This window comes from Streptomyces sp. NPDC034043, assembly GCF_055575675.1.
The window spans coordinates 542,727-560,139 of sequence record NZ_JBVISF010000001.1 but is presented as its reverse complement, the minus strand read 5'-3'; the positions used below and the strand labels follow the sequence as shown (position 1 = coordinate 560,139).

The following is a 17,413-nucleotide window of genomic DNA, read 5'->3' as shown; positions in this document are numbered from 1 at the left end:
GAAGGTCCCTCCCCTCATGAGCTCCGCCACATCCGCCCCCGCCGGAGCGGGGAACAGGAACGAGACGGTCATCGTCTTCGCCCTGAGCCTCGCCGCCATGGTCGTTTCGATGATGCAGACCCTGCCCGTACCGATCCTGGGCCTGATCCGCGACGACCTCGGCGCGTCCACCGCCGGCGTCAGCTGGGTGACCACCGCCACCCTCCTCTCCGCCGCCGTCTTCACCCCGCTGCTGGGCCGCTTCGGCGACCAGCACGGCAAGAAGCCCACCCTGGTGGCCGTCCTCGGCGTGATGGTGGCCGGCTCGGTCGTGGCCGCCCTGGCGACCTCCCTGCCCCTGCTGATCCTCGGCCGAGTGCTCCAGGGCGCCGCCACGGCGATCTTCCCGCTGGCCCTGTCCGTCCTGCGCGAGGAGGTCCGGCCGCAGAAGCTGCCGGGCGCCATGGCGCTGGTCAGCGGCACCCTCGCGTTCGGCAGCGGCCTGGCCCTGGTCGCCACCGGCCTGCTGACCTCCGGTGACGACGCCGACTACCGCAACGCCTTCTGGATGGCCACCGGGTTCGCCGCCCTGGCCCTGCTGGCCGTGGTGTTCCTGGTACCCGCCACCCGGCACAAGACCGGCGGACGCACCGACTTCCTCGGCGCGCTGACCCTCGGCATCGCCCTGCTGCTGCTCCTGCTGGCCATCTCCCAGGGCCACGAGTGGGGCTGGTCCTCCGCCCGCACCCTGGGCGGCTTCGCCGGGGCGGCCGTGATGACCGCCGTCTGGGTCCTGGTCGAGCGCAAGGTCGCCGAGCCGCTCGTCGACATGAGGATGTTCGTCCACCGCCCGGTGCTGATGGCCAACCTGGCCGGCATCCTCGTCGGCTTCGGCATGTTCGCGAACTTCCTGGGCGTCTCCTACCTCGTCCAGATGCCGGAGCGGCTCACCGGCTACGGCTTCGACGCGTCCATCCTGCGCGCCTCCGTCCAGTTCCTGCTGCCCGGCGCGATCGTCTCGCTGCTCGCCTCCCCCGTCGGCGGCCAGCTGGTGCGCCACCGCGGCCCCCGCCTCGCGCTCACCGTGGCCGCCGCGCTCGGCGCCGTCGGCTTCGGCTGGCTGGCGCTCGACCACGGCCACGCCCTCTCGGTGATCGGCGCCGGCCTCGTCGTCGGCGCGGCCGTCAGCTTCGGCTACGCCGCCATGCCCGCCGTGATCATGTCCAGCGTCCCGCACCACCAGAGCGGCATCGCCAACGGCATCAACTCCATCTCCCGCTCCACGGGCAGCGCGATCGGCAGCGCCATCGTCACCACCATCCTGGCGTCGCGGACCGTCGAGCACCTGCCCGAGGGCGTCCCGCCGCTTCCGGCCGAGTCCGGATTCACCCTCACCTTCTGGATCGGGGCCGCCGCCTTCGCCCTGGTCGCGCTGATCAGCGGGCTCGGCCTGCGCTCCGGCCACGGCCCGCGCGTGGTGCGGACGGCCGCCCCGAGCCCCGCCCCGGCGAAGGTCCCGGACACCGCCGACGCGGCCTGACCCCGCGTCACACTCCCCTCCCGCTGCCCCCGGTCCGCACGGACCGGGGGCAGCGACGCGTCCGGGAGCACCGCTGGGGAACCCCTCCCCCGCGCGTTGTCAGTGGCGCTCGCTACTCTCCCCGCATACCGCAGCTCAACAGGCGCTCGCGCCGCGATCCGGGCTGCACAAGACCATTTTCGGACAGGTGGAGGGGCGCGCGCTGATGGGCTGGCTGGCGTTGGACGAGGGGTACGAGATCTCCCTCGTGGAGGGGCGGGTCGCGGTACGGCGGCCCGGGGGACGGCAGTTGAAGGCGCTGCCGAAGGCGCTGCGCGACCACCCCGAGGTGGACCGGCTGCGCCGGCTCGCCGAGTGGCTGGGCCGGCACGAGGCGGCCTGCGCGGCCCAGGTGGACACCTGGATGGTGTCCTCCCTGCCGGTGCCGACCGAGCTCCTCGCCCGGGTCTGGCCCGACGAGGCCTGGCAGGCCGCGCTGCGCGACCTGGCGGTCGTCCCCGACAACGACCCCGACGAGGTGGGCTTCCTGCGCGACGCCACCCCCGCCGGCGAGCTGAAGGTGGTCAACCTCGACGGCGAGACCGTACGCCTCTCCCCGCGCACGGTGACCCTGCCGCACCCGGTGCTGCTGCCCGACCTGGACGACGTACGGGAGTTCGCGGCCGAGCTGGACATCACCCAGCGGGTCGAGCAGATCCACCGGGCGACCTGGGAGAAGCCCGCGCACCCGGAACCGGCCGCGACCGAGGTGCACGACTACGCGGGCGGGGTCTTCCCCAGCCGGTTCAGCCTCGCCGCCCGCGCCACGAACCTCGGCTACCGGGTCTCCGGCGGCTACGCCACCTGCAAGGTGCGCGACTCCGGCCGGGCGGTGGAGGCGGCCGTGTGGATCGGCGAGCCCTACTGGGACGACGAGTCGGCCACCGGGGCGCTGAACTGGCACGACGAGGAGGGCCGGGCGGTGCGCCTGGCCGAGGTCGGACCGGTGGCCTGGTCCGAGGGCATGCGGATGGCCGCGGCGCTGTACGCCGGGCGCAGGATCGAAGAGGGCGGGGACGAAGCGTGAGCACCACCGACACCACGGGCACGGCCGGGAACGGACTCGGCGACAGCGCCGGGCTGCTGGCGGCGGGAGCCGTCCTGCCCGCCGGGACCACCGGGGCGGGCCCCTCGGCAGTCCCCCTCACCGCGCGGACGTACCGTCACCCGGCCCTGGGGGACGAGCGGGTCGTGGTCCGCCTGGCCGCGGCCGAACTCGGTGCCGCCGAGGACCTCGCCGCGGGCTTCCTGGGCCTCGTACCGGACGGCGAGCCGCAGGTGGTCGGCCTCGGCCGGCGCCAGGCACTCGGCTTCCCCGAGTGGGTACTGGTGCACCACCCCGAGGACGGGCACCACGCGCTGGCCGTGGTCCCCGAACTGGACCGGCTGGCCCGGCAGGCCAAGACCAAGCCCAAGGCCGCCCTCGACGCCTGCACCGAGCTGGCCGACCGGCTCGCCGCCGCCGTCCCGCACTTCCTGCCCGTCTTCTACGAGCAGGCCGCGCGCCTCTTCCTCGCCGTGGACAACACCACCTACGCGGCGCAGCTGTTCGGGCGGGCCCGCACGAGCGAGGCCCGCTACGGCCTGGCCGTCGACGAGGACCGGCTCGACGCCGTCTTCCTGGAATTCGCCCTGGCCGGAGCCCTGCCCGTGAAGGTGCTCACCGGCTACGGCAAGGAGCTGGCCCAGCGGGTCTCCCCCGCCGAGGCCTTCGAGCGCTTCCGCCGTCTGTGCGTACGCCGCACCGCGGGCGGGCTCGCGCCGTCCGCGCAGGCCTCCGTCGAGCTGCGCAGGCTGGCCCGCGCCGCCGGACTGACCGGCAACGAGCCCGAGCAGGACTACCTCGCCGAGCTGCTGCCGCTGCCCGCCACCCTGCGGGCCGCGACCGGCTGGTGGAAGGCCCACCGCACGGCGCTCGTCGCGCTCGCCCAGCGCGTGCCCGCGGTACGGGGAACCCTGCTCGGCATCATGCCCTCCGGCGGGGGTGAAGCCGGGGAACTGGCCGCCCTGTGGCTGGAGGTGCTGGAGGAGTCCGGCGCCACCGCCGGCCTCGCAGGGGCGGACGTACCCGCCGAGGAACGCTGCGCCGACGGCACGGCCGGCTGGCTGGAGCGCTTCCACACCGCCCGCCACACCGGCTGGGGCACCCCGCCGCCGCTCCCTGCCCTGCTGCCCCTGGTCACCCGCTGCGCCGGCCGGCTGCGCGCCGAACTGGCCCTGCCGGCACGGGAGCAGGGCCTGCGCCTGGGCCTCCAGGACGTGAACCTGCTCGACCTGCTGCTCTCGCTCGGCCTGACCGTCGCCGGCCCCGGCCCGGACGAGGTGCTGGGCCTGGACGCCTGGGCCCGTTCGTCCGAGCGGCGCGACCTGCGGGCGCTCTGCGCCGACGAGCGGATGCGTCCGGCGTTCCACCGCACCCTGGAGCGCTTCAACACGCACGTCTCGGCAGGGCGGGAGACGCTGCGGCACCTCGCCGGGGCTCCCGGCAGCGCCCCGCTGGTCGCCGAGTGGGTCCGCGGGGTCGCCGCCCAGTCCTCGGCGGCGGCCCTGCCGGAGCTGCCCGAGGCGCTGCGCCGGCTCACCTGGCTGCCGTCCGAGGCACTGGCCCTCGCCCCCGAGGAGGTGTCCCGGGCCGCGTCCGTCGACCTGGGCGAGATCCTGTCCCGCACCCTGCGGGGCGGCCTGTTCGAGGAACTGGTCTGGCCGGCCTGGGAGACCGCCCTCAACGAGCTGGCGCCCGGCCAGGGACGCACGCGGCTGACCGTGATGGACGCCTGGCCGTACGTCATCGTCGCGAACTCCACTCAGGTCCGGGTCATCGACGCGGACTCCACCGTGCTCACCCACGACCTGCGGATCCCGCCGGGCAACCGGTACAACCAGGGCTTCCACTACACCGACGGCGACCTGCTCGTCTTCTGGGCCTCCTACGACGGCCCGGTCCAGGGCTACTGGCTGAGCGCGCCCGACGACGTGCTCACCCTGGACTCCTCCGCCTCCTTCTGGTCGGTGCGGTCGGAGCACGTCAGCCTGCCGCTGCCCGGCGGCGGCCGCACCACCGGCGGCGCCGCCCCGCTGCACGCGGGCGACAGCAGGCTCCCCTCCGAACGGGCGGTCATCACGGACGGGACCTCGTACTGGGTGTGGGACCAGGGAGGCCGCGCGGGCGACTGGGGCTGGGCCGAGTACGACCCGGCCACGGGCGGGCTGGGGCGGCGCTCCCTGCCGGGCTTCCTCGCCGACGCCCTGGAGGGCCACCCGAGCGGCAGCGTCCTCAACGACCACGTCGGCCAGAACTGGCTGCGGCCGACGCCCGCCGTCGAGGGCTCCGTCATGGGTGCGCCCGTCGACGGGCTGCTCGGCTGGCGCGTCGTGCACGTCCCGGGCGAGGGCTGGTACGGCTCCGACAACACCGGGCGCTCCGTCACCGTCCGCGAGGGCGGTCTCCTTCCGCGCGCGGCCGTCGCCTTCCCCGGCGACGACCGGCCGCGCGCCGTCTCCCAGGACTGGCGGACCCTGGCCCTCACCGACCCCGAGGGCGCCGTCACCTGCCGGGTCACCTCCGACCACAACGGCGGCCTCTTCTGGACCGGCCACGCCGAACTCCCCCGGCTCGCCTACTGGTACTGCCTGCGGCCCCGCGACCCGGAGGGCTCCGCGGCGCTGCGCGCGCTGGACGGGCGTCGTGCCGGGGAGCTGCTGGCGGCGGCCGCACGGGCGGAGAAGCGTACGGAGCTGCCCGCGCTGGTCAGCGCGGCCCTGCCCGCCGTCACCGCGCCCGCGCTGCTCGGCGGGGTGGTCGACACCGTCCGCGCGGCGCTGACCCAGCGCCAGGCCCTGGACAGGATCGCGGCCGCGCTGAAGCCGGCCCCGGACGCTCGCCCGAAGACGCCGGTGGACCGGGGCCCGGCCGACGGGCTGCTCGACCGTGCGCTGCACGGGCTGACGGGTTACCCGCACCACCGCTACCACGGCGCGGACTCCGACGGCACCTACCGCTTCCTGCGCGCGCTGGCCGAAGCCGTCGCCGACACCGCCGCCGAGGCGGTACCCGGCCGGCTGCACGTGGACATGCCGAGGCTGGCCCATTCCTCGTTGCCCTGGACCGGACTGTTCCTTGACGCGCCGGCGGCGGTCGCCTACCGCGCGGTCGTCACCGGTGACACCACCGAGGAGGAGCGGGCGGCGCTGCTGCGGGTCCTCGGCGAAGCGGACGCCCTGGGCCTCACCTCGGCCGAGGTGTCCGCCGGGCGCTGGCGGCGCCTGCGGGTGCGCATCGACACCGCACACCTGCTGGGTGCCGACGACCGCGAGCGCGGCCGGGGCAGCCGGCACCGCGCCGTGGTCCCGCTCGGCGGCGGCGCCGTGCTCGCCCTCGACGCGCAGACCCAGGAGTACACCAGGGGCCGCGAGTTCGACGCGCTGCTGCACGACCCGGCCGGCGCCTTCGCCGTACCCGCCCCCTACACCGCGGCCGGAGCGGGCGGGCCGGTCGGCGACCGCGGGCGCGGCGCCGACTGGGCCGCCGCCTTCCTGAAGGAGGCGGCCGAGCGCGGCCCGGCACCCTGGTTCCCGGAGGCCGCCGAGGAGTTCGCGAAGCTCACCGGGGTACGCGCCGCCGTGGCCGGGCTGGTCCTCGCGGGCCTGCCGCACCTGGACTCGTACGAGCGCGGGTTCCTGCCCGCCGGGCTGCGCGAGACCCTCAAGGTGAAGGCCACCGATGCCGTGAGCGCCCGTGACGAGCTCAAGGAGCTGGGCGTGGACGTCCGGCGCGAGCTGGTCGCGGCGCTGCTGCCCGCCGACCCGGCGGCGCTGTGGACGCGGGGCCCGGACGCGGCGGCCGCCGCGCGGGTGTGGAACGAGCGCGTGGGCCGTCGTACCCCCGTGCCCGAGTGGCTGCTCGCCGAGGCCGTCAAGGAGGTGCGCGGCGGCGGCTGGGCCCCGCACCGGGCGCTGCCCGCGCTGCTCGACGCGGCGGCCTCCGAGGTGCTGAGCAAGGACGTCGCCTGGACGGTCAAGGGGGACCACGTGGAGCCCTGCACCCCGGTGGCCCAGCCCTTCGACTCGGGCGTGCTGACGGGGGCCGCGGCCCTGACGGCCTGGCTCGCGCACCGGCTGCCCGCCGGGCATCCGGCACGGGCCTGCCTGCCGCCGGCGCTGACCGCGCTGCGCCAGCGCCTCGCCTCCCCCGAACTGCTGCTCAGCGTCGGGCACTACATCCGGCTGCCCGACTTCCGCAAGGCTGCGGGCACCCCCACCGAGACCGGCGAGGGGTACGAGCGGTACGGCGCGGTGGTGCTCGCCACGCACGACACGCAGCCGCGGCCCGCGCTGCGGCCCGCCCTGCTGGACTCGACCGGGTCCGACCCGTACCTGCCGCTGCTGCGCGACGCCGACCAGCAGCCCTCCGCGGCCGAGACGGCGCTGCGCCTGGTCCAGGACCCGGCGTTCGCCGCGCTGCTCGCCGATCCGGGGACGCCGGTCGCGGGCGCCGTCGACAAGGACGGCACCTGGTGGCCGCAGGACCCCTCGCGCAGCGTGCCGGAGCTGGTGGCGGAGGTGTCGGAGGCGTACGGCCTGGGCGCGGACGCGGCCGCGCTGTACCTGGCGCTGCTGGCGATGCCCGACCCCACGGACCGCAACACGGCTCGCTGGACGGGCTGGAAGCCGGCCCGGATGAAGGCGGCCCGCGCCGGACTGGCCGCCACGGAGCTGGTGGTGCAGGCCACCCGCACCCGCGCCGGGCGCTCCCTGTTCCTGCCCGGCGGCTGGACCGAGCCGGGGGCGCCGGTGCTGCCGGTGGAGACCTGGAAGCTGCCCCTGTACGCGGTGGCGGCGGGCGGTCGTCCGGCGCTGGGCGTGCTGGTGCCCGCCGAGCCGGCCGCGGAGCTGTACCGCCGGGCGTGGGGGCGGGTCCGCGAGGGCGACGTACCGCGCTTCGAGGAGCTGAAGGTGAAGCGCGCCGCCGGCCGCCGGCGCTGACCGGACCCGTCCGGCCGGATCCGGTGGGGGTGCGCGGCAACGGCCGCCGCACCCCCACCGGGCCGCACCACCCCTTCGCCCTTCCCTCCCTCGCCCTTCCTTCCTTCGTTCCTGCTGCCTTCCTTCGTCCTTCCTCCTGCCTTCCCTTCCTGCCTTCCCAACTGCTTCCACGAACCAGAGGACCCGCACCGATGACCGTCACCGAACCGTCCGCGCCCGCCCGGCAGGCCATGCCCGCCGAGGAGCGCCACGCCGCCGAACTCGCCTTCCTCGCCGCCCAGGACACCGGCCCCCGCCCGCCCGGCTGGCTCCTCACCCCCCGCGCGGTGGTCACCTTCGTGTGCGGCAGCGACGGCGAGGAACTGGCCCTGCCCAAGCGGCGCGCCGGACTGCCGTCGAAGCGGGTGATCGCCCCCAAGTTCGTCGGGGAACGCGCCCTCGTGGAGCGGTGCGTGGTGACCCTGGCCGGGGAACGGGGGCTGCTGCTCACCGGTGAGCCGGGCACCGCCAAGTCGATGCTGTCCGAGCTGCTGTCGGCCGCCGTGTGCGGCACCAGCGAGCTCACCGTGCAGGGCACCGCCGGCACCACCGAGGACGCCTTCCGCTACGGGTGGAACTACGCGCTGCTCCTCGCCCAGGGCCCCACCCCGCAGGCCCTCGTGGACTCCCCCGTGCTCTCCGCGATGCGGACGGGCCGGGTGGCGCGGGTCGAGGAGATCACCCGCTGCCTGCCCGAGGTGCAGGACGCGCTCGTGTCGATCCTGTCCGACCGCCGGGTCAGCGTGCCGGAACTGACCGCCACCGAGGACGCGGTGGTCTCCGCCGTCCCCGGCTTCACGGTCATCGCCACCGCCAACCTGCGCGACCGCGGCGTCTCGGAGATGTCCGCCGCCCTCAAGCGGCGCTTCAACTTCGAGACCGTCGGCCCGATCGCCGACCCCGACGCCGAGGCCGCCCTCGTCCGGCGGCAGGCCGTCGCCGCCGTGGAACGCGCCGGCGCGGCCTTCGGGGTGGACGACTCCGTCCTCGACGCCCTCGTCACCGTCTTCCGGGACCTGCGCTCGGGGCGCAGCGCCGAGGGCTGGGACGTGGAGCGGCCCGGTACCGTCATGTCCACCGCCGAGGCCGTGCAGGTGGCCGCCTCGCTGGGGGTCGCGGCCGCGTACCTGCCGGGCGGTGACGTGCTGGACCTGCTGCCGGGACACCTGCTGGGCGTGGTGCGCAAGGACGACCCCGCCGACCACGGGCGGCTGCTGGGCTACTGGGACGGCCCGGTGCGCCGCCGGGCCGAGGACGGCTCCGCGATGTGGCGCCGCCTGTGGGACCTGCGCGGGAGCCTGCGTTGACGCTCACCGCCGAACCGCGGGCGGCGGTCGAGGAACTGGCCGCGTGCCGCGCGCCGTACCTGCTCGGGGTACGCCACCACAGTCCCGCGCTGGCCGCGGTGGTCCCCGCGCTGCTGGAGGCGGCGGACCCCGAGGTGGTCTGCGTGGAGCTGCCCGCCGACTTCCAGCCGTGGCTGGCGCACCTGGCCGACCCGGAGACCCTCGCGCCGGTCGCGCTGGCGGGCCTGGGGGCCGAAGGGCGCCTGGCCTTCTACCCGTTCGCGGACTTCTCCCCCGAGCTGGCGGCGATCCGCTGGGCGCGCGGCCGGGGCGTGGAGGTCGTCTGCTGCGACCTGCCGCTGTCCGACCGGGGGTGGACCGCGCAGGCCCTGCCGTCGGCCCCCGGCCCGTCCGGGCTCCGGTCCTACGCCGGGGCGCTCGCCGCGTCGGGCACCGGACGCGAGGGCGACGACCTGTGGGACCGGGCCGTGGAGGTCCTGGCTCCGGGCTGTTCCGCGGAGGCCGTACGCCGCGCCGCGCTCGGCGTCGGCTGGGCGCTGCGTACGGACGCGGGCGACGTCCCCGCGGTGGACCTGGCGCGGGAGGCCCACATGCGGGGCGTGCTCGCCGGGTTCCCCGGCCGCCGGGTCGCCGCGGTGATCGGTGCCTTCCACGCCCCCGCCCTGGTCCCGTGTGCGGGCGGGGAGGCGGTGGCGGTCCCCGGTCCGGACACCGCCGCCGACGGCGGCGGCGTCGTCACCTCGTTCGTGGCGTACTCCCACGACCTGCTCGACTCCCGCTCCGGCTACCCCGCCGGGATCCGGGACCCGCTGTGGCAGCAGGCCGTGTTCGAAGCGGGCGGGGACCCCGTGCGGCTGCGGGAGGCCGCGGCCGCCGCCGTCACCGGGCTGTGCCGGGAGCTGCGCCGCGCCGGGCACACCGCGGGCACCGGGGAGGCCGCCGAAACGCTGCGCCTGGCCTGCGACCTGGCGGTGCTGCGCGGGCTGCCCGCCCCCGGCCGGGGTGAGCTGCTGGAGGCCGTCACCACGGTGCTCGGGCAGGGCGAACCCCTGGGCCGGGGGCGGGCGCTGGCCCGCGCCCTGGAGGCCGTGTTCGTCGGCACGGGCCGTGGCCGGACCACCCCGCACGCCCCCCGCTCCGGGCTCGGACCCTCCGTGGAGGCGGAGCTGGCCGCGCTGCGGCTGCCGTGTCCCGAGGACCCGGAGCCGCGCGAGGTCCGCCTGGACCCGCTGCGCTCCGAGCTCGACGGCCGCCGGGAAGTGCTGCTGCGGCGGCTGCTGGTCTGCGGCGCCTCCTACGGGGAGCCCGTGGAGGTCGCCGCCACCGGCGACGGCACCGCCCTGGGGAGCAAGTGGCGGCTGTCCTGGACCCCGTCGGTCCCGGCCCGCCTCGACCTGGCGGGGGTCCGCGGCGTGAACGCCGCCCAGGCGGCCGCCGGGACGCTGCGGGACACCGCGCGCCGCCAGGCGGCCGAAGGCGGCCCGACGGCCGCCCAGGTGCTGGCCGGGCTCGACGCCGCCGCGCGGTGCGACCTGCCCGAACTGGTCGGCGTACGGCTGGAGGAGATGGCGGCCGTACTGCCGGACACCGCCACCGTGCCCGAGCTCCTGGAGGCGGTCGACCTGCTGGAGGGGCTGCGCCGCGGCCACCTGCCCGGTGCCCCGGAGGGGGCGCGGGCCACGGCCGAGGAGCTGGCCGGCGACCTGCTGGACGCCGCGCTGCGGTCCCTGCCCGGCCTCGCCGGCAGCGACGACCCCGCCGACGCGGGCGCCCTGGTGGCCCTCGCCGACCGGGCCGCCGCCCGCCGGCTGGGGCTGCGCATGGACGCCGCCCTCGCCGAACTCGCCTCCGGCGCCGGCCCCTTGATGCGGGGTGCGGCCCTGGCCGTACGGGTCCTGCTCGATCTGGATCCGGCCGCCGGGCTCGGCTCCCGCGCCGCCGCCTGGGTGGACGGCGCGGCCACCGCCGACGGGCGGCGCACGCTGGCCCGCCGGCTCGCCGGACTGCTCACCGCCGCCGGGCCGCTGCTCGGCGCCTCCCCGGCCGCCCTCACCCCGCTGCTGGACCGGGTGGAGGCGCTGGCCGACGGTGCGTTCCTGGAGCGGCTGCCGGCGCTGCGGGCCGGGTTCGACGTGCTGACCCCGGCCGCCCGGGAGCGGCTGCTGGACACGGTCACCGAGCGGCTCGGCGACCGGGTCGACCTGTCGCTGGACGCGCCGCCCGCGCTGCTGGCTCTGTGGGCGGCCGCCGACGCCGCCGGGCTGGCCGCGGTCAAGGAGCTGGCGCTGCCCGGGGTTCGGCCCGGCACGGCCTCCGTGACCCTCGCGGAGCCGGCCGCCGCGGCCGCGCCCGCGCCCGGCGGCCCGCCGCCGGACGGGCGGCGGCTGGCGCCCGCCGACCGGTGGCGCCTGCTGCTCGGCCGCCAGCGCGACCGCCTCCCGGCCGAGGCGCGGCCATATGCCCGCGCGCTGGACGAGCTGTACGGCGCCGGGCTCGGGGAGGGTTCCGCGGACGTGGGCCGACCCGGCTCCGGTGGCGGGGACGGCGCCTCCTTCCCGACCGCCCGTGAGTGGTCGGCGGAGCTGGAGTCCCTCTTCGGGGCCGACGTGCGCGAGGAGGTGCTGGCCGACGCGGCCGGGGCGGGCCGCACCGATGTGCTGGCCCAGCTCGACCCGGCGTCGGTGCGCCCCTCCGTGGAGCTGCTGACCTCGGTGCTGTCCCTGGCGGGCGGCATGTCCGAGGCGCACCTGGCCCGGCTGCGGCCGCTGGTGCGGCGGCTCGTCGACGAGCTGTCCAAGGAGCTGGCCACCCGGCTGCGTCCGGCCCTCACGGGCCTCGCCTCGCCGCGTCCGACCCGCCGTCCCGGCGGCCCGCTCGACCTGGCGCGCACCCTGCGGGCCAACCTGGCGCACACCCGGCGCCTGGACGACGGCCGGGTGGTGGTGGTCCCGGAGCGGCCCGTGTTCAGCACCCGGGCGTCGAAGGAGGCGGACTGGCGGCTGGTCCTGGTGGTGGACGTCTCCGGGTCGATGGAGGCGTCCGTGGTGTGGTCGGCGCTGACGGCCGCGGTGCTGGGCGGCGTCCCGACCCTGTCCACCCACTTCCTGGCCTTCTCCACCCAGGTCGTCGACCTCAGCGGCCGCGTCGAGGACCCCCTCTCGCTGCTGCTGGAGGTCCGGGTCGGCGGTGGTACGCACATCGCCGCGGGCCTCGCGCACGCCCGGAGCCTGATCACGGTGCCGAGCCGCACCCTGGTCGTCGTGGTCAGCGACTTCGAGGAGGGCGCCCCGCTCGGGGGTCTGCTCGCCGAGGTGCGCGCGCTGGCCGCCTCCGGCGCCCATCTGCTGGGCTGCGCCGCGCTCGACGACTCGGGCGCGCCCCGGTATTCGGTGCCGGTCGCACGGCAGCTCGTCGCGGCCGGGATGCCGGTGGCCGCGCTCAGCCCTCTCGCCCTCGCCCGCTGGGTGGGCGACCGACTCCGTGGGGAGCCCCGATGACCAGCCCGCTGTTGCCGCCCGTCGCCGCCGAGGTGGTCGCGGACGCGGTGGAGAACCTGAGCGTCCGGCTGCGCAAGAAGCTGGACGCCGCGATCGCGGGCTGCGCGGCGGGCGCGGACACCGCGACCGATGGGAGTGTCACCGTCCGCTTCGGTGAGGACGCGGTGGTCACCCTGCGGCCGGGGCCGTCGGGGGCGGTCACGGAGCCCGGCCAGGCCGTGTGCGGCTGCCTGCTGGCCCCGCGCTGCCTGCACCGGGCGGCGGTCCTGGGGGCCGCCCCGCTGGCCGGTCCGCCCGCTGACGAACCGGCTGGGGAACCGGCCGGGGAGGAGGCCGGGTCCGCGGACGGGCGCCGCGACGAGGAGGCCGCCGCCCAGGGCCCCGCGGCCGGTGAGGTGCGCCCGGCGGACGGATCCCCGGCCGGCCCCGGTGCGGGAGGCGCGGGCGAACGGCCCACGGAGGCCCAGGCACGGGCCGGCGCCGCGCTGTGGGCCGTGTCGGCGGAGGCGCTCGCCGCCGGGGCCGGCGCGGCGGGCGCGGTGGTCCAGGCGGAACTGCTGCGGGCCGCGCACACCGCCCGGCTCGCCGGCCTGCCGCGCGCGGAGGCCGCCGCGCTGCGGGTGGTACGGGGACTGCGCGCCGCGCGGGAGCGCCACGCCGCCCACCGGCTGACCGACCTGGCCGCCGCCTTCGCGGAACTGCTGCGCACCGCCGCGCTGCTGGCGTCGGGGACGGGCGGCCCCGGGCTGACCGGGGGCGGTCGGCGGGCCTACGGGGCCGGGGGCAGTCTGCGCGTCCACGGCCTGTGCCGGGAGCCCGTGCTGACCGCCACCGGCTACGGCGGTGTGGTCACCCACCTGCTGGGCGCGGACGGCGCCCGCTACACGCTGTCGGACGTCCGCCCCGGCGGGCTCGCCCGCGCCCGGGGAGCGGGGGCCGCCTCCGTGGCCCTGGGCGGAGCCGCCCTCGACCACGCGGGGCTGGCGCGCGCGGGTCTGCGCATCGCCGGGGCGTCGGTCTCCGCCGACGGGCGCCTCGGCGCCGGGAAGGGGGTCCGGGCGGTGCCGGCGCCCGGCGCGGCCTGGGACGAGGAGCCGCTGGCGTCGCTCTTCGCCCGCCCCGCGTCGGAGGCGGTACGGGAGCTGCTGTCGCAGGACGCCGAACCGGGCCTGCTGGGCTGCGACGTCCGGGTGGTCGGCGCGGCCGGGGAGCACCTGCTGGTGCGGGAGCCGCGCGCGGACGCGCCGCTGCTGCGGCTGCGCCCGGCGCATCCGCACCCGGAGCTGGCGCACACCGCCAACCTGCGCCGACTGGCGGGGTGTCCGGGGCTGGCGGTACGCGTCCTGGGCCGGCCCGACCCGGACCGGGCCGCGACGCTCAGCCCGCTCGCGGTGGGGCCGGTGCCCGGGGAGGCGTACACGCTGCGGCTGCCGCCGGAGTGGCGCGACCGGGCCGACCTGGGTTACGACCGGCTCCAGGGCGGCCACTTCCCGGACGGCGAGGCCCCGGAGCCGGTGCCCACCGGCGAGCCGGGACCGGACGCGCTGGCCGGCTCGCCGCTGTGGCGGGTACGCCGGCTGCTGGAGACGGGGGTGGCCGGCGGGCGCCGGTCGGTCGCGGAGACCGCCCGGGGGCCGGAGCCGCTGGCGGCGTGCGGACCGTTGCGCCGGGCCGGCTTCGGGACGGCGGCCGACCTGGCGGCGGCCCTGGTGGCCGAGGCCGACCGCCGCCCCCGGGACGCGTTCGGCCGGCTCACCGAAGCCTCGTCCGAGGGCTACGCCCGGGCCTGGCTGGCGGCGGCCACCCACCTCGAGGCGGCGCGGCGTTCCCTGGTGACCGCCTCCTGGGCCTGACCCGGGGCTCCCGGCTGCCCGGCGGCGGCGGTCCCGCGCCGGGCGCCGGCACCGCCGTCGCTCCGTCTGCCGACGCACCGTCACCACCGTGCGCCACGGGGCGACGGGGAGCCGGTGTGTGATGCTTGTCCGCTTTTGGGTAGTCTCCCCGGGTCGGTTGCGCGCGGTGTCGTCGGGGTGGGGTGGGCTCATGGGTCGTCAGAGGGGCGCCGGCGGCGCGGCGGTGGTCGTGGCGTTGCTGCTCGGCGCGAGCGGGTGCGGCGGGCCGGGGAGTTCCGGGGACGGGAAACCGGCGGCGAGCATCAGCCCCTCCGCGGCGGCGCCGGCCCCGGCCTCCGCTTCCCCGTCCGCCCCGGCCCCCGCGCCCGCCGCCTCCGGCGGCGACGGTGACGCCAAGCCGGCTTCCGGGGACGTACTGCCGGGCATGGTCAGCGCGGCCGTCGCACGGACCCGGCTCGCCGCCCTGACCACCGGCAGGCCCGGCACGATGGCCGGGTACAGCCGGGACAGGTTCACGCACTGGGCCGACCAGGGAGGCTCGTGCGACACCCGCGAGACCGTGCTCAAGCGGGACGGGACCGACGTCACCCGGGACGCGCAGTGCCGGGCCGTGTCGGGCCGCTGGAAGAGCCTCTACGACGGCGTCGCCGTGAACGAGGCCGCGAAGCTGGACATCGACCACATGGTGCCGCTGGCGGAGGCCTGGCGGTCCGGCGCCTCCGGCTGGGACGCCGCGAAGCGCAAGGCCTTCGCCAACGACCTGACGCGACCGCAGCTGCTGGCGGTCTCGGCCTCGTCCAACCGCGCCAAGGGCGACCAGAGTCCCGACCTGTGGCAGCCGCCGGACAAGTCGAGCTGGTGCCAGTACGGGCGGGCCTGGATTACCGTGAAGTCCCATTACGGTCTGACCGTCACCGAAGCCGAAAGGACCGTGCTCACCACCATGATCGACACCTGCGCCCCATGACCGCGCCCCGGCAGTGGCAGGACGACGTCCTCGCGGGCCCCGGTGGCGCCATGACCGATGAGGTCGGCGTCATCACGGGCCCGCTCACGCTGCGCACCACCGGCGGGCCGGACGGGCGGGTCCGCCTGGAGGTCCAGTACACGGACGCGGACGAGTGGTACACGCTCACCGGCAGCCCGGTGGCCCACGGCGACCCCCACGCCCTCCACACGGCCGCGCTGCACGCGATCCGGGCCGGTGGCGGCGCCGTGGCACCGGCCGCACCGGCCTGACACCCCCTCGATGGCCCGCCGGCCGTCCGGCTGACACACTGGCGACCCGATCACTTCAGGAGGCAGGCAGATGGCCGACACACCGGACACCCCCGGCAACGACGCCCCGCGCGAGGAGTCCCCCGCCGAGGAGGCCAAGCGCAAGTTCCGCGAGGCCCTCGACCGCAACGCCGCGAACGCCCAGTCCCAGCAGTCCCACCAGAGCCGGGCGAAGGTGCAGGGCTCCAGCAGTGGGCCTGGCGGCAAGAACAAGAAGGTCCGCCGCAAGACCGGCTGACCGCCGGGCCGGCCGGCCGCATGCCGGCCGGCTGACCAGGCGGCCCCGTGGATCCTTTGGGCCGCACGGGTGACGGGTGATAACCCGTCGGCCCGGCGGGAGTTGATCAGGTCGTTCCGCCGGGGACAGCACATGCGACAGAAGGATCCACACGATGCTCAAGAAGTTCATGGCCACCGCCGCGGTCACCGCCTCCGTCCTCGGGGCGGGCGCCCTCGCAGCCTCCCCGGCGATGGCGATCGGCAACGACAACGGGGTCAACACGGTCAACGGCAACAACGCCGCGCAGATCTACGGCAACCAGGAGACCTCCGGCCGTCTGAGCCCGCAGCTCTCCGCGGTCCAGGGTTCGCTGAACAAGCTCTGCGTCGGCCTGCCGGCGAAGGTCAACGTGCAGTCGGTCCTCGCCCTGGTCAACGTCGGCGTCCAGGACATCAACGTCCTGGCCAACCCGCAGAACCAGCAGTGCGCCGAGAACTCCACCCAGGGCAAGGGCGACGATTCCCTCTCGCACATCGCGGAGAACATCCCGGTCCTGTCCGGCAACCTCTCGGCCGGCAGCTGACCCGACGTCCCCGGAGCGGCGTGACGGTTCGACCGTCACGCCGCTCCGGCACGTCCGGCCCCCACGTAACAGCCCTGGTCTAGACCTTGACAGGTCCAGACCATTTTCGGTTCAGTGGCGGTAGTCGCCGCCCCCACACGACGGCGACAATTCCCCCCACTCCAGGAGCAGTTACGTGATACGCACGCTACGCCGCCGCGCCCTCTCCCTCGCCGCGGCCGCCGCCGTGACCTTCGGCCTGGCCGTCGCCCTACCCGCCTCCCCCGCCGCCGCGGCGCCCGCCTGCGCCGGCGCCTGGAGCTCCTCCGCCGTCTACACGGGCGGTACGAGCGCCTCGTACGGCGGCCACAACTGGCAGGCCAAGTGGTGGACGCGGGGCGAGACGCCCGGCACCACCGGCCAGTGGGGCGTCTGGTCGGACCAGGGCGCCTGCGGCGGCGGGGGCCAGGAACCCGACCCGGGCACCGGCAACCCGTCCGGCTTCGTGGTCAGCGAGGCCCAGTTCAACCAGATGTTCCCGGACCGGAACCCCTTCTACACCTACAACGGCCTGGTGGCGGCGCTCTCCGCCTACCCCGGGTTCGCCAGCACCGGCGACGACACCGTCAAGCGGCGCGAGGCGGCCGCCTTCCTCGCGAACGTCTCGCACGAGACGGGCGGGCTGGTGCACATAGTGGAGCAGAACACCGCCAACTACCCGCACTACTGCGACGCCTCCCAGCCCTACGGCTGCCCCGCCGGCCAGGCCGCGTACTACGGCCGCGGCCCCATCCAGCTCAGCTGGAACTTCAACTACAAGGCGGCGGGCGACGCCCTCGGCATCAACCTGCTCGCCGACCCCTACCTGGTGGAGCGGGACCCGGCCGTCGCGATGAAGACGGCGCTCTGGTACTGGAACACCCAGAACGGCCCCGGCACGATGACCGCGCACGCCGCCATGGTCAACGGCGCGGGCTTCGGCGAGACGATCCGCTCCATCAACGGGGCCCTGGAGTGCAACGGCGGGAACCCGGCGCAGGTGCAGAGCCGGGTCGGCAAGTACCAGAGCTTCACCCAGCTGCTGGGCGTCACCCCGGGGAACAACCTCAGCTGCTGA

Annotated in this window: 11 protein-coding genes; all 11 read left to right on the top strand. The window is 76.6% G+C overall.

Translation table 11 applies throughout. From position 1 onward, the window contains the following. The first annotated feature begins 16 nt into the window (after positions 1–16). Positions 17–1,519, top strand: coding sequence for an MFS transporter (locus tag ACZ51S_RS02905; protein WP_468477481.1), 1,503 nt, complete (start codon positions 17–19; stop codon positions 1,517–1,519). A gap of 205 nt (positions 1,520–1,724) precedes the next feature. After that, on the top strand, positions 1,725–2,585 hold the full coding sequence (locus ACZ51S_RS02900; RefSeq protein ID WP_468959675.1) for a DUF4132 domain-containing protein: 861 nt from the start codon (positions 1,725–1,727) through the stop codon (positions 2,583–2,585). Beyond that, positions 2,582–7,540, top strand: a complete 4,959-nt coding sequence (locus tag ACZ51S_RS02895) for a DNA-binding protein (protein WP_468959387.1) — start codon at positions 2,582–2,584, stop codon at positions 7,538–7,540. Before ACZ51S_RS02900 ends, ACZ51S_RS02895 begins: the two co-directional genes overlap by 4 nt. Positions 7,541–7,731: 191 nt before the next feature. Continuing rightward, a complete protein-coding gene (locus ACZ51S_RS02890) occupies positions 7,732–8,886 on the top strand; it encodes an ATP-binding protein (RefSeq protein ID WP_468801896.1) in 1,155 nt (384 codons plus the stop codon). Continuing rightward, positions 8,883–12,383 (top strand): DUF5682 family protein, encoded by a 3,501-nt coding sequence (locus ACZ51S_RS02885; RefSeq protein ID WP_468959385.1) that lies wholly within the window; start codon positions 8,883–8,885, stop codon positions 12,381–12,383. The genes ACZ51S_RS02890 and ACZ51S_RS02885 overlap by 4 nt, the downstream gene beginning before the upstream one ends. After that, complete coding sequence (locus tag ACZ51S_RS02880) at positions 12,380–14,236, top strand: hypothetical protein (protein ID WP_468959382.1); 1,857 nt, start codon at positions 12,380–12,382, stop codon at positions 14,234–14,236. The genes ACZ51S_RS02885 and ACZ51S_RS02880 overlap by 4 nt, the downstream gene beginning before the upstream one ends. 190 nt (positions 14,237–14,426) lie before the next feature. After that, on the top strand, positions 14,427–15,203 hold the full coding sequence (locus ACZ51S_RS02875; RefSeq protein WP_468801894.1) for an HNH endonuclease family protein: 777 nt from the start codon (positions 14,427–14,429) through the stop codon (positions 15,201–15,203). Then, on the top strand, positions 15,200–15,475 hold the full coding sequence (locus tag ACZ51S_RS02870) for a hypothetical protein (RefSeq protein WP_468477487.1): 276 nt from the start codon (positions 15,200–15,202) through the stop codon (positions 15,473–15,475). The genes ACZ51S_RS02875 and ACZ51S_RS02870 overlap by 4 nt, the downstream gene beginning before the upstream one ends. Positions 15,476–15,545: 70 nt before the next feature. Continuing rightward, positions 15,546–15,752 carry a DUF5302 domain-containing protein gene (locus ACZ51S_RS02865; RefSeq protein WP_468477488.1) on the top strand — a complete coding sequence of 69 codons (207 nt, stop codon included), beginning with the start codon at positions 15,546–15,548 and terminating at the stop codon, positions 15,750–15,752. 154 nt (positions 15,753–15,906) lie between these two features. Next, a complete protein-coding gene (locus ACZ51S_RS02860; protein WP_468477489.1) occupies positions 15,907–16,317 on the top strand; it encodes a rodlin in 411 nt (136 codons plus the stop codon). Between the two features lie 175 nt (positions 16,318–16,492). Further along, positions 16,493–17,413 (top strand): glycoside hydrolase family 19 protein, encoded by a 921-nt coding sequence (locus tag ACZ51S_RS02855; protein ID WP_468801893.1) that lies wholly within the window; start codon positions 16,493–16,495, stop codon positions 17,411–17,413.